The organism is Microbacterium sp. LWH7-1.2 (genome assembly GCF_038397755.1).
Lineage (GTDB): Bacteria > Actinomycetota > Actinomycetes > Actinomycetales > Microbacteriaceae > Microbacterium.
On sequence record NZ_CP151637.1, the window covers coordinates 1,255,808 to 1,269,340 of the forward strand.

9 protein-coding genes are annotated in these 13,533 nt (G+C 67.0%); 3 read left to right on the plus strand and 6 right to left on the minus strand.

Annotated features, from left to right (window positions below):
- From MRBLWH7_RS06025 to MRBLWH7_RS06035, 3 genes are read right to left on the minus strand one after another with little or no spacing between them, the layout of a single operon-like run.
- The gene (locus MRBLWH7_RS06025) at positions 1-3,351 is read right to left on the minus strand and encodes an ATP-binding protein (protein WP_342000154.1); all 3,351 of its coding nucleotides are present in this window, start codon (positions 3,349-3,351) and stop codon (positions 1-3) included.
- The gene (locus tag MRBLWH7_RS06030) at positions 3,348-4,058 is read right to left on the minus strand and encodes a DUF4194 domain-containing protein (protein WP_342000157.1); all 711 of its coding nucleotides are present in this window, start codon (positions 4,056-4,058) and stop codon (positions 3,348-3,350) included. Before MRBLWH7_RS06030 ends, MRBLWH7_RS06025 begins: the two co-directional genes overlap by 4 nt.
- The gene (locus tag MRBLWH7_RS06035; protein ID WP_342000159.1) at positions 4,051-5,523 is read right to left on the minus strand and encodes a DUF3375 domain-containing protein; all 1,473 of its coding nucleotides are present in this window, start codon (positions 5,521-5,523) and stop codon (positions 4,051-4,053) included. The genes MRBLWH7_RS06030 and MRBLWH7_RS06035 overlap by 8 nt, the downstream gene beginning before the upstream one ends.
- Before the next feature lie 97 nt (positions 5,524-5,620).
- Between MRBLWH7_RS06035 and panD the strand changes: the two genes are divergently transcribed.
- A complete protein-coding gene (panD, locus tag MRBLWH7_RS06040) occupies positions 5,621-6,007 on the plus strand; it encodes an aspartate 1-decarboxylase (protein ID WP_342000161.1) in 387 nt (128 codons plus the stop codon).
- An 883-nt stretch (positions 6,008-6,890) separates the two neighbouring features.
- Here the strand turns inward: panD and MRBLWH7_RS06045 are convergent.
- Complete coding sequence (locus tag MRBLWH7_RS06045; protein ID WP_342000163.1) at positions 6,891-7,490, minus strand: TetR/AcrR family transcriptional regulator; 600 nt, start codon at positions 7,488-7,490, stop codon at positions 6,891-6,893.
- Positions 7,491-7,613: 123 nt separating this feature from the next.
- Here MRBLWH7_RS06045 and MRBLWH7_RS06050 point away from each other — a divergent pair, with 123 nt between their 5' ends.
- Positions 7,614-8,903 (plus strand): MFS transporter, encoded by a 1,290-nt coding sequence (locus tag MRBLWH7_RS06050; protein WP_342000165.1) that lies wholly within the window; start codon positions 7,614-7,616, stop codon positions 8,901-8,903.
- A 28-nt stretch (positions 8,904-8,931) separates the two neighbouring features.
- Positions 8,932-11,208, plus strand: a complete 2,277-nt coding sequence (locus MRBLWH7_RS06055; protein ID WP_342000168.1) for a glycoside hydrolase family 3 C-terminal domain-containing protein — start codon at positions 8,932-8,934, stop codon at positions 11,206-11,208.
- Between the two features lie 379 nt (positions 11,209-11,587).
- On the opposite strand, the gene MRBLWH7_RS06060 is transcribed toward MRBLWH7_RS06055, so the two are convergent.
- Both MRBLWH7_RS06060 and MRBLWH7_RS06065 read right to left on the minus strand, forming a co-directional pair.
- Complete coding sequence (locus MRBLWH7_RS06060; protein ID WP_342000171.1) at positions 11,588-12,190, minus strand: flavin reductase family protein; 603 nt, start codon at positions 12,188-12,190, stop codon at positions 11,588-11,590.
- Positions 12,187-13,386, minus strand: coding sequence for an acyl-CoA dehydrogenase family protein (locus MRBLWH7_RS06065; RefSeq protein WP_342000173.1), 1,200 nt, complete (start codon positions 13,384-13,386; stop codon positions 12,187-12,189). The genes MRBLWH7_RS06060 and MRBLWH7_RS06065 overlap by 4 nt, the downstream gene beginning before the upstream one ends.
- Between the last annotated feature and the right edge of the window lie 147 nt (positions 13,387-13,533).

Here is a 13,533-nt window from a genome sequence, read left to right on the forward strand (position 1 = left end):
TCAGCCGCGCAGGCCGACCTTGGGCTTGGCCCAGGAGCGTCCCCGCGTGTCTTTGAGGATGTCGTACTCCACGTCGACGTGCGGCTCGATGGCGCTGTACTTGTCGTTCGGCGCACCGATGACGAGCTGGAACCCGAGGCCCCGCCAGGCGCCGATCGCGCGCTTGGTGAAGTGGGCGTCGGCCTTGATCAGCGCCTCGTCCATGAACACCGGCGCATAGCGCGGGCGCGCGGCGCCCGCGTCGCCGAGCTGATAGCGCAGGGCCGCGCCCACGATGAAGGCGATCAGCTCCTGCGACTCGCCGCCGGACTTCTCCCCGATGTGGTCGTAGAGGGCCACGTGCTTCTTGGTCGCCGCGTCGACCCGCTCGGCACTCACCCGCACGTGGTTGCGCACGTCGATCAGATCGGCGAAGTCGGGCGCCGAGCGCCGCATGTGGCCGATCAGCCGCGACATACGGCGGTACGCCTGCTCCCGCTCGTCGTCGGACGACGCCGCCTCGATGAGGGCGCGCACCTCTCGCAGTTCTCGCCGGAAGCGGCGGCGCGCCTCGGACTGGTTCTCTCGCGTCGTGATCTGCAGGCGGTGGTCGTCGTCGTAGAACGGCAGGTCCTGCATGATCTCGTTGATCGGCTCGATGCGATCGCGGATCTCGCGGATCGAGCGGCTCAGCGTGGAGTCGAGGTTGGTGAGGTCGTTGCCCGACAGCTTCAGGAGACTGTCGCGCCACTCGGCCTCGAGTTCGTGAAGGCCGCTCGTCCTGAGCGCCTCGAGGATGCGCTCGAAGTCATCGATCGACTCGTCGGGGTCGGGCAGGAGGTTCGGGTTGGGCCAGCGCTCCAGGAAGCTCACCATGATGCGCCGCACGCTGTCGCGCTGCTGCTCGAGCGAGTCGGCCGCCGCCCGGCGGTCGTCGACCAGCCGCTGCGCGGCGGTCGTGAGGGCGGCGACGAAACCTGCCAGCGCGTCCGACGCGCTTTCCGGATTCGACGTCTCGGCCAGACGGAATCGGTCATCGAGGAACGCGCTCTGCTCGGGGCTCAGCATCCGTCCCGCATCCTCCGCGGCGTCGACGACCGTCTGATCCGAGTCGACGTCGTCGATGACGTCGCTCCACTGGGACTCGATCTGCTCGCGCTCCACCGTCGTTCGCGCGATCTCTTCGCGCAGGCGAGCCGCCTTCCCCTTCGCGGCGGCGATCTGGCCCTGCACGCGGGCGATCTCGGGATTGGACGCCGTCACCTCCTCCTGCACGGCGAGCCACCGGTCCCGCTCAGCGGTGATCGAGGCGACGTCGACCTGCTCCCAGGTGAGATCACGAAGCTTGGCGTACACCGCGAAGCGAGCGTCGAGGGCATCCAGCGCGGCATCCGTCCGCTTGCGGTTCTCCACCGCTCGTCCGAGCCGGGCGCGGGCCTCGTCGAGCTGTCGGGCGAGGTCGGCGAGGCGCCGGTCGTTGGAGAATCCGAGCACGTTGTCGCGTCCATGCCCGCCGTGGGCGCCGCGGCTCCCCTGCGATATCTGGCCGCTGAGCGTCAGCGCCATGCGGTGCCGCGACAACTCGGCGGCGGAGTCGACGCACACGAAGCCGAAGCGGTCGTCGAGGCGCTCCTGCAGCCAGCCGGTGAACGGGGTGCTCTGGTAATCGAGTCGCCCCGGAAGCGTGGTCGTGTCACGGAGGTCCACCTCGGCGAGCCCGGTGTGCACGCCCTCGTAGCGCAGCCGCACCGGCGTGCGGACTGAGTCGATCGCGGTGCGGAACCTCCCGATGTGCGCCACGTCGATGAGGAGCGTCGTGGCGAACCCGCCCAGCGCGAGGTTGAAGGCCTGGCGCCAGGGCTCGAACTCCGTGCGCACCTCGACGAGCTCACCCACGAACGGCAGGTCCTCGAGCTCGATCCCCGCGGCGCGCGCCACGAGCTCGCGAGATTCGTGCAGCGCGCTCGGAATGTTGCCCTGCAGCCCGGTCGCCCGCCGCACCTCCGCCTCCAGCTCGGCGATCTCTCGCGCGATGGACTTCTCCGCCGAGATCGCCTCCGCGTACTCGGCGCGGGCGCCGCCCTTCGCGTCGCGGTCGGCGAGCGTCTCTCGGGCGCGTTCGACGAGCGTCGTGAACTCGGCGTGCGTGGCCGCCTCCTCACCGATCGCGCGCAGGTCCGCCTCGAGCGCCACGCGCCGGTTCTGGGTCGCGGTCAGCCGCCGCTCGACTTCGCGGAGCTCGCGCTGCGCGGTCTCGAGGCGACCACCGCCCGACAGCCGCAGCACCTCGACGAGCCCGTCGCGCTCAGCCTCGGCCGCATCGGCGAGCGCGCGGTTCTCACGCAGCGAGATGTCGGCCGCGTTCTTGCGGTCGCGCAGCTCGGTCTCGACGTCGCGCAGGAGACCCAGCCGGCGATCTGCGCGCCACAGCGTCGCGAGCGAGGCCGGGTCGGAGAACTCGCCGACCTCGTCGATGAGCTGCAGTCGCTGGATCGCCGCCGCGATCCTCTCGCGCAGTTCGCGGATCGGCTCGAGGGCGCTCACCTGCTGGCGCGCCGTGAGCATGCGCGTGCGCGTGCTCTCGAGGCCGTCGAAGTGCGCGACGACGGCGTCGGCGGTGGTCATCGTCTCGGGCTCTTCGAGCACGAGACGCTTGTAGAGGTCGTCGACCGTCGTGATCTGCTGGCCGGCCTGGATGCGGGCGAGCAGGCTCATGGCCTTTGACCCCGCCCCCGCCGCGCCGATCCCGAGCACCGCGTGCAGCCGCGCCGAGAACTCCCGATCGGTCCCGACAGGGTCGAGCCCGGCGTTCCTGATGGAGAGGTCGGAGAGGCGCAGCGCCGCCGCCTGCTGGAGCGAGCTCAGGTCGAACGCACGGTCCGTCGTCGCGCGCACGCGCACGGTGTCTTCGAGAACACGCGCGCCGGCCGGGATGTACCAGGCGCGCACCGCGGTGAAGCGGGAGCCGTCGTGGTCGATCCACGTCATCGCGACGGCGGTCCAAGTATCCTCGCCGTCGCCGCGGAGCACGCGCATCTTCGTGCCGTCCTCCGTGCGGGACTCGTCGAGCTTGCCGCGGCCGTACGAGAGGATGTTGCGCTGCTCCTCGCCGCGGGGTCGGCCCGTCACTCCCCCGTTCGACGCGCCGTTGAACGGCGTCGTGTGCGGCATCATGAGGGCGATGTAGGCGTCCATCAGCGTCGACTTGCCCGAGCCCGACCCACCGCACAGCAGGGTGGCCTCCGGCGAGAACCGCACGCGGTGCGCGCCGTCGTAGCCGCCCCAGTTGACGAGCTGCAGATCCTCGGCGAGCCACTGCTGACCCCGGGAAGCTGCCGGGATGAGCCCGAACAGCGTGTCGAGCATCGTCACAGCGCGGCCTCCTCGAGTTCGGGGTCTTCGAGATCCGGAAGGGGACCCTGTGCGCGCAACCAGTCACGCAGCTCGCGCAGCTTCTCCGCGCTCAGCACGATCTCGACGAGGGGGCTGATGCGGAACCTGCCCGTCGTCTCTTCGTCGACGATGCCGTCGCGCGCGAGCCGATCCATCGCCTTGCGGATCGACCGCTGACGGCGAGCGGTGTCGCCGTCGGCATCCACGAAGTAGCTCATCACCGTCTGTTCGACGTCTTCGATATCGACGCGCGCCGCAGGCTCCCCCGCCGCCGACTCGCGCTGATAGACCGTGCGCAGGTGGACGAGCACGAGCGTCTCGGAGCGGGTGTACGCGGCATCCCGAAGCAGGATCGGCATCTCGAGCTCGTCGGAGCGCACCTGCTGCTTGTATGCGACGCCGCGATCGTGGTCCACCACGAGGCGCACGAACAGGTCGTTGAGGCGCGACTCGATGAGCTGCTGGTTGTCGAGCAGCACCGTCCACTCGTCGCGGTTGCGGTCCGCGAGCACGAACCGTCGCTGGAGCACGTGCACGAAGACACGACGCACGGCCGGGTCGAGGACGCCTCGGTCACCGGGGAAGAGCTCGTCGAGGTCGTCCTCCATCGCGGCGGGCGCGATGAACGCCTCGCTCGCATCGACGTCGCCGGTGTCGAGATCGCTCCGTTCAGCGGTCTCAGTCATCGTCGTGCTCCTTCGCGGTGCGGGCGGTCACGGATCCGAACGCGAACCGTCGCGTCGTCCCGTCGGGACGCAGCGCTTCGACGACGGACACCCCGCCGCCTTCGCTCATGCCGTTGCGGTGCGCGATCTCGAGGAGGCCCACGAGGTCGACCGGGCGTCGGGCGGCGTCGTCGACGCCCTCGAACGCGTCGCCCAGGTCGAACTCGTCGCCGAGACCGGAGACGTACGCCTCGAGCTCGGCGTACCGGGGTCCGCCCCAGGCGCGGGTGTCAGCATCCGCGAATTCCGCGTCCTCGTCCGAGGCGGTGAGCGGCGCCGGCGCGCCGGGCGGACGGATGTCGCTCACCGACTGCCGCAGGTGGCCGATGTCGGCCATGGGGAGGCTGCGCAGCGGCTCGACCCCGGCGTCGGAGGACGAGCTTCGGGTCCACGCCTGAAGACCCGACATGACGTCGCGCAGGAGGTCGTCGACGTGCCGGTCGCGGATCGGGTCGTGGGTGCGGACCTGCCCGGTGATCACGCGCGAGGCACGGCGCTGGGCGGTGAGCACCTCCTCCACGCCGAGCTCGACCCGGCGGCCGATGGCATCCAGCTCCCTGCGCTGCTCGGCGTCCATGAGGCGTGTGAACGGCTGTGCGAGCAGCGTGTGCAGCTGTTCGGTGAGGCTGTCGATGCGCTCCGGATCGCCGATCAGGCGCAGCGCCCCCGCGAAGGCCCGGCCTTCCGCGGTGGACTGCATGACGTGCTGGCCGCGCTGCAGGTACTCGCGCAGCACCTCGCCGGTCGGCCGGACGTCGCGACGCAGATCCGCGACGACATCGCGCTGCATCGCCTTGATCGACTCGGCGACGCGGGTGAAATCCGCCGGCAGCTCGCGCGCCAGGTGCAGGACGTTCTCGGCCTCTTCGAGGAGCTGCTCGTCGTCGACCGGCTCGGACTGCCCGAGCTCGAGGCGCGCGATCTCGGCATCGAGCGCGTCACGCTCCTGGATGAGGCGGGCCCTTCGCACGGCGGGATCGGTCTCGGCGTGATCGGAGAGGCGGTCCACCGCCTCGAGCAACGTGCGGACGCGGGAGTTCGAGACGCGCGTGCGGCCGCCGGCCGTGCGACCGGTGATCTCGAGGGCGCCCACCGCGTGCGCGGTCAGGCGGTACACCTCGGTGTCGCCGTCGATCTGCGGCACGAGCCATCCGACTCTCACCCAGTAGCGGCAGATCTCGCGGGCGGTACCGACGGGGAGTGTGCGGTCGCCCTCGTCATAGCCCGCGGCGCGGAGTTCGTCGAGGATCTCTGCGACTTCGGCGTGGGCGTCGGAGATCTCGACGGACGGGCGATCGACCGTGAACACGATCGAGAGAGCCGCGACCACGAAGGGGGCGTATCGACCGTGCAGGAGGTCGAGGGTTGGGGTTCGGAACGCCGCGAGTGAGCGCAGATATGCCGCCTCGGCACGAGTGTTCCCCATCGCCTCCAGCCTACCCGGGGCGGCGGGACACCGCGATTCGGGGCGACCTCGCGCGATCGTATTATTGGGCTCGATCCACTGACCCCTCGGAGTTCCCTTGCGTCGCACGCTGCTCAAGTCCAAGATCCACCGCGCCACCGTCACCGGAAGTGACCTGAACTACGTCGGGTCGATCACGATCGACGCCGACCTCTTGGACCTCGCCGACATCGTCGAGCACGAGCAGGTGCACGTGGTCGACGTCAACAACGGCGCGCGCTTCGAGACGTACACGATCGCCGGCGAACGCGGCACCGGCGTGATGCAGATCAACGGCGCCGCGGCGCGCCTCGTCCACACCGGCGACGTCGTGATCGTGATGTCGTACGCCCAGTACGAGCGCGAAGAGGTGCTCGAGCACCAGCCCGTCGTGGTGAACATCGATGAGTCGACGCCCGGTGCGCCGGCGAACAGCGCCGTGCGCGTGCTCACAACCGCGGGCTGACCGCGGTCGTCGGGCCAGCGGCCACGCAGACGACGAAGTCCCGGAAGCCGATCGGCTTCCGGGACTTCGTCGTTCTCGTCGGGATGACAGGATTTGAACCTGCGACCCCCTGGAGAGTTCAGGCGATTTCCGAGCTCCACCGGTTGTCATGAGAACCCTCGCGTTCCCTTGTCTTGACAGGGAACCGGGCGGTTCGAGTTCTCCGATTGTATCCGGTCGGCTCGGGTCGCCCCTGAGTGATTGGGGTGGCGAAGTGATGGCGCACTCCCCCGGCGACTCGTCGGCCGGCTGAGTGGCCCACATGCACACCTTCCTTATGGAAGGGAGCTGAAAATGAACCGCAGCATCGCCACCTAAACTGCCTCCTTACCTGAGGCGTCGATAGCACCGTCCGCCGAGCACCGTTGGATGAGCGTCGTATTCCTGCAAGGCGAGGGGGCCGACGCCGTTCTCCAGATGATCGACCGAGACAGATGCGAGGCTGTGATCCGCCACCTGTCCTAATGGGATGTCGGCGACGAGACGAGGGATGCCGCGCTGGGTAACGGAAATGTGTACGACGAGATGATCCCGCAGAGTCCGACCGATGAGGTCGTCCCACGTGCGGCGTCGGGCTACGCGCTCGCGAACAACGGGCGCTTCGGGTACGTGTCTCTGCTGCGCACCTTCGCGCCAGTCACCGAGCAGCCACCTATCCCAGCGACCCCGTCGCCCGCTCGGCTGGAACACGTGCGGATCGCGCCAGTTCGGCACGTCACGTCCAGGCGCGCTACTGGGCACTACCTCTGACGGGCTCCAGCTCGTTGGCGGGCGAGGCAATCGTGATCGACATGCCCTCCGGATCCCTCTACGCGCCGTCGCTCCCACCGGATCGCCACGAGGGCTAGTCGACAGCAAAGAACCTTTCGCAGTACGAGTCGAACACACCGATGATGTCCAGCGTCCGGTCACGCACCCACACGGCTTCGAGTCCATCCCAGAAGGCGGTGAATTCGGCGGCGGCGATGGCTGGGTCACGTTTCCAGGTGAGCCGCCGCTCCAGTTCGGATCGGGCACCCCGCTCCCGATTGCTGTAGAGCTCGTGCGCCGGGTGGGTGGGAGACAGGGCCTCCACCGACAGCATCACATGGAGACGGACCAGTTCGGGTTTGCTGATGTTCCTCTCGAACACGGCGGTGTATAGCGCGCGCACGTCGACCGACGTGCCGGAGTTGTACCGTTTCGCGGCCTCTTGGAAGTAGGTGTACTGGTCCTCGTCGTGGGCGTTGATCACCGCGATGAGCAGGTCGTCCATCGATGCGAAGTAATGCAGGACGGATGGTCGTCGGATGTCGCATGCCTCGGCCACCGCTGCCAAGGTCACCGCTGTATACCCTGAGTCGCTGATCAGGCGGGTTGCGACTTCAAGAATCTGGGCGCGACGTCTTTCGGGACTGAGGCGCACACGCCGGCGCGATGGTGCAAGGGGGGCTGTACCGGTCATAGCCGAGAGCCTACTGGCGTGTCTTGCAATTATCTACACCGTGGTAGATACTATCTTCACCTTGGTAGATAAGCCGGGTCCGGAGCAGCGACGCTGACCGGAATGCCTCGAGTTTGGATGATGATGTCCTCTGAAATCCCTGATCCCTTCGCTCACCCCGACGTTCTCGCAGAACCGACCGGGACGATCGGCGCCCGCCCGGGTCGCCGAGGAACGGCGCGGCTCGGAACCGCATTCTTCATCGGCGGCCTCGGATGGGTCTTCGCCAATACGGTTCTGACCGGCGTGATCACCGCCGCAAAGCTGGCCATCCTCGCACCGGAGGACAAGGTGGTGCTACTGGGGCTGATCACCGCACTGACCGCGATCGTTTCGACCGTGATCCTCTTCTTCTGGGGGGCGATCTCCGACCTCACCCGGAGTCGGTTTGGGCGCCGCACCCCCTGGATCATCATCGGCGCGATCGGCGGTCTCCTGGGCCTGGTGTTCGTCGCGTTGGCCGACACGGTGCCCCTGTTCATCGTCGCGCTAGTGATCTACTCGATCATGTTCAACGCCCTTCCCCCCGCGATGCTGGCGGTCTTCCCGGACAGGGTGCCCCGCACGAAGCGAGGGACGATGTCAGCTGTCTACGGCGGAGCACAGCTCGTAGCCGGTTCGGTTGCAGTCATCGTGGCTTCGGGCTTCATCACTGCTCCCGACACCGTGCTGTACATCGCTGGCGGGGTGCTCCTGGTCTCGGCGGTCCTTTTCGTCCTGATCGCCCCTGATAGCGACAACAGGGACCAGCCGCGCGAGCGGATGAACATGCGCGGGCTGCTGCACGCCTTCCGCTTCCCGGCCAAGGCGCCGGACTTCTACTGGGCCTTCGCCGGTCGATTCCTGCTCCTGCTCGGATTCTTCATGGTGACGAACTTCACGCTCTACATCCTCACGGACTTCATCGGGCTCTCCAATGAGGAAGCTGGCGGGATCCTCGCCCTGTCCGGACTCGCGCTGCTGGTGTCTACGGCCATCGGCACGTTCGTAGCCGGGCCGTTGTCGGATCGGATCGGCCGCCGCAAGATGCCGATCTTCGTGGCTGTGATGCTATTCGTGGTGGCCCTCGCACTACCGCTGATCTTCCAGACCGGATGGTCGATGATCGCCTTCACGGCGGTCGCAGGGCTGGGCTTGGGGGCCTTCCTCTCCGTCGACACCGCCCTCATGACAGAGGTCCTGCCGTCGGACGAGGAGGCCGGCAAGGATCTCGGCATCCTCAACACCGCCAACACGGTGCCGGCCATCGTGGCGCCGATCGTCACGTCGACTATCGTCGCGTCGGGATTGGGATACCCGCCGGTATTCATCGTTTCCATCGTGATCGTCCTCATCGGCGGGTTCAGCATCTTCAAGATCAAGTCGGTCCGCTGAGCTGGCCCCGAGATCCACGGCACCCACCATGATCGATATCAATCACTTGTCCGTACCGGAACGTGCGGCCCTAACCAGCGGCGGCACGTTCTGGGAGACCAAGACGGTTCACGGGTATCCGCCCATTGCCTTCTCCGATGGTCCCCACGGTGTTCGGCGACAGCTGGAGAACGCTGACCACCTCGGAATCGCGGAGAGCGTGCCAGCCACCTGCTTCCCGCCCGCGGCCGCGCTCGCTCAAACGTGGGATCCCTCACTCGTCCGCCGGGTTGGCGCGGCGCTGGGGGTTGAGGCCAGGAGCCTCTCCGTCGACGTGCTCCTGGGCCCCGGCATCAACATCAAACGCGACCCCCGGGGTGGCAGGAACTTCGAGTATTTCAGTGAGGACCCGTTCCTCACCGGGGCCCTCGGAGAATGGTGGGTCCGAGGTCTGCAGAGTGAAGGAGTCGGCGCTGCCCTGAAACATTTCGCGGCCTACAGCTCCGAGACGGACAGGATGCGGGCCAGCTCTGATGTTGACGAGCGGACCCTGCGGGAGATCTACCTCCGCGGCTTCGAACGGATCGTGAAGAAGGCGAAGCCGTGGACGGTGATGTGCTCCTATAACCGGCTCAACGGTGTGTACACCGCTGAAAACCGTTGGCTGCTCACCGATGTCCTCCGGGGCGAGTGGGATTTCGACGGGGTCGTCATCAGCGATTGGGGAGGGGTGAGGGACCGCGTCGCCTCCCTCGATGCTGGGCTTGACATCGAGATGCCCGCGAATGGAGGACTTAGCGACGCCTTAGTGGTGTCCGCCATCGAAGAGGGCCTCATCGGAGCTGATCGGCTCGAAACCGCGGCCCGCCGGGTGGCTGCCCTAGTCGAGAAAGCCGAGGCTGTTGCCGGCGCGCCCGTCGGGTTCTCGGTCACGGACCATCACACCCTGGCACGGGAAGTCGCGGGACGCTCCATCGTCCTGCTGAAGAACGATGACCGTGTGCTTCCTCTGCGTAGCGGTGGAAGCATCGCAGTGATCGGCGAATTCGCGAAGAGCCCTCGCATTCAGGGCGGCGGCAGCTCGCGTGTAAACCCGACGATCGTGGACACGCCGTTCGATGAGATACGCGACCGGAACGGCGGGAGTGCGGTGACCTTCACCGCCGGCTTCGCCACGAACGGATCTGAAGACGCCGACGAGCTGCGCGCCGACGCCCTCCGCGCCGCCACAGGTGCAGAAACGGTGGTGCTCTTCCTCGGGCCGGGCGACGCGCAGTCCTCCGAAGGCTTCGACCGCGACAACATCGAACTCCCCGACGACCAGCTGCACCTCCTGCGCACAATCGCGGCAGTCCACCACCGTGTCGTGGTTGTCCTCACCAGCGGCGGAGTACTCGGCCTGACCGACGTCACCGCCCACGCGGCGGGCATCCTCTCAACAAGCCTGCTCGGCCAGGGGGGAGGTCGCGGGATCGCAGACGTCCTTTTCGGCATCGTCAACCCTTCGGCCCGCCTCACCGAGACCGTCCCGAAACGACTCGAGGACGTTCCCGCCTTCTTGACAGCTTTCGCTGAGAACCAGCACACCGTGTACGGGGAACGTCACTTCGTCGGCTACCGCTGGTACGACGCACGCCAGATGGACGTCGAATACCCGTTCGGCCATGGCATGTCTTATACGTCGTTCGCCTACGGTGATCTCACGGTGACCCTCGTCGAGGACCGGCTCTCGGCTTCTTTCGACATCACCAACACCGGCGATAGAGACGGTCGGGAGGTCCCGCAGCTGTACTTCGGCGTATTCGAGTCGGTGATCTCGCGCGCACCCCGCGCGTTGGTCGGCTTCGACAGTGTTGTTCTCGAGCGTGGTGAGACGCGCCGGATCACGATCGATGTCCCTCTGACTGAGCTTGCCTACTGGGATAGCCGCATGAGCCGGTGGGTTATCGAAACTGGACGGTACAACTTGTTCGTGGGAGCCTCGAGCCGCGACGTCCGCTCCACGACAACCGTGATGATCTCAGGTGACGACGCGCCACCGCCACTTACCCTGAGCTCGACGCTCGGTGAGGTCCTGGAGCATCCGGGTGCACAGAATCTCGCCCGCACCCTCCTTGGCGGCTCTGCCGATGCGATGGCGGACGGTACAAACGAACTCGGCATCGACATGGCCCGGATGATGGCCTCGATCCCCATCGCACGGTGGGTGACCCTCTCCGCAGGCGCACTGACGCGAGAAGCCCTCACCCAAGCTCTCGATGCAATCAACACTTCGGGCGCCCCATGGCCAGTCCGTTTCGGGCCCGCCCCCAGCGCACAGGACTAGCAACCGTGATGTCAGAAGCTGAATTCGGCCAGGCCGCTGAAAGCTCCGCCGACCGACCCGATGACGGAAGACCCCATGAACGTCACCGCCTCCCGTCCGGTGTTCGGCCCTAGCTGCTGACGGAGGCTGACTGGATCGACTCGACCTGCGAGTGAGCCGCTCCACTCTGGCAACAGATCCGGTCGTCAACGCCAACGCCTACGTCGACGTCGTCGTCCCGTATGGCCGGCACCGATCCCACGTCCAGTGCCGCTCGCCATGTCGCAAAGATCCAAAGCGACGCGCTCGTGCTCTGACACCATGCGCAATTCGCCGCGGCCTCATCGGTGATCAGTTAAGCGTCCTCCGTCGTCGACAGGCGGTGAAAGTGATCCGCCCATCACAGGCGCGAGTGCTCTCCGAGGTGATGCCAAGCACGATTGTGATAGACGAGGGGTCGCGTCGTCTCTGCGTTCGCCTCCGCACTTCCAGCGGCTGGTGCACTCGTCTGGAGCGCGTGCACGACCATGAGCGTCGAACTGCCTGCCTCCAACTGAGCGATGACCGCGCCGCGGATCCAGGCGTGCGCACCGTGGTACACCGGCTCGCCGGTGACCAGTCGATTCCAGGAGTCCTCGTCGGCGAACCGGTCCACACCGCTCGTCGCGCACAACTTGGCGATACCGATCTGGTCGGCGCCGAGAAGATGGACGACGACTGTCTCGGCGCGTTTGATCGTCGGCGCGCTCGATGAGAGCTCCGAAATCGAGAAGACGAGCAGTGGAGGCTCGGCACTGACCGAGAAGACCGACGTCGCAGTCAACCCGACGGGACCGTCGCCCGCATCTGCGGTGACCACCGCTACACCGGCGGGATGGTTGCGGAATGCCCGCTTGAACTCGTCCGCGCTGACTGTGTTCGGGAGTGTGCGATGCGGCGTCACACTCTCCGGGTTGGTCGCACCGGTCGGATGCGTCTGGTCAGACTCGGCCACCGCGGTCATGCGTTCTCTCCCCGCCACTCGGCGAGGATCGGTCCTGCGGCAGGGATGAGCGTCGATTGGTCGACGAGGAGGTGCGTTTTCGCGGTGGCGATGTCGCGGGTGGCGCGGCCCAACGCGCTCGGGTTGCGGAACGCCTTGCTCCCGCCCCACAGCTGGGTGAACGACGTCAGCTGGTCGGCGACGTTGTGAACCCACGTCGACACCTGTCGGACCCGGGCATCGTGATAGTCGGAGAGCCCGCCCTCCAGCGTTGCGGCATCCTCGGCTTCCTGGAAGACCCGGTATGCGAACGCCCTGGCAGCCTGATACTCCGCTTCGCGGACGGCGAAGTCGTGCGCGAACAGAGGGTGCTCCCCGATCGTGCCGGCGTATCCGAGCCGCGCCTTGTTCTTCGCAACGTCGGCGATCTCCTCGAGCGCCCGGCCCATGATGCCGAGCGTTACCGCCGCGTGGCCTGCAACGCTCATGCTGATAAGGCTCAGCGAGAAGACACCCTCGGACCGGTTCGGCTTCGCCGAGGATGCGGTGGAGAATGCGCGCCGCTCCGGGAGGAACTGCTCCGGCACCTCGTAGTCGATGCTTCCGGTGCCGACCATTCCCATGACGTCCCAGCCGCCGAGGTACTCCACGTTCTCACGCGGGAAGTAGGCGAACAGGGTGTTCGGCTCGCCGTTGGGCAGCAGCTCCGGCTTCCCTTCGTCATCCACCACCATGAGACCCGCAGCGACATACGTCAGGAACGCGGATCCGCTGAGGAACTGCAGCTTCGCCTTCGCTCGGTAGCCCCCCTCTACCCGCACGGCCTTGCCGAACGGCGCAGAGAATCCGGCGGAGACGGCCTTGTCGTCCCCGCCGTAGAGTTCCTGCGCACCGTCGGTCGGAAGGTATCCCGCGCCGAGGCCGATTCCGAGCGTCGGCGCCATCAGTGCCCACCCCGTGGATCCGTCGGCTCGAGAGATCTCCTCAAGCACCGCGACAGTCTCGGTCAGACCTAGGCCGCCGCCGCCGAGATCGGCGGGGAGGAGCATCCAGTAGAGCCCCTTCTCGCGGAGGGCATCCGCGACCGCGGGGGTGATCGTCGCGGTGCGCTCCATCTCGTCGGCTTCGCCTCGGATCAGGGGTGCGAGTTCTTTCGCGCGGTCGAGGTAGTCCGCGCCCGCGGACTTCGTGACATCCAACACCGTCTCCAACGACATCTCTTCCACCTTTCCCGGAACCCGGTCCGGTATCGAGGTCGCACGTCGCGTTCGGCTTCGCCGCAGAACGCGACGTCGCGTTCTTGGTCAACTCATAGTAAGAAGGGAGTTGAAAAAACGAATAGACAGTTCGGTTATTCGAACAAT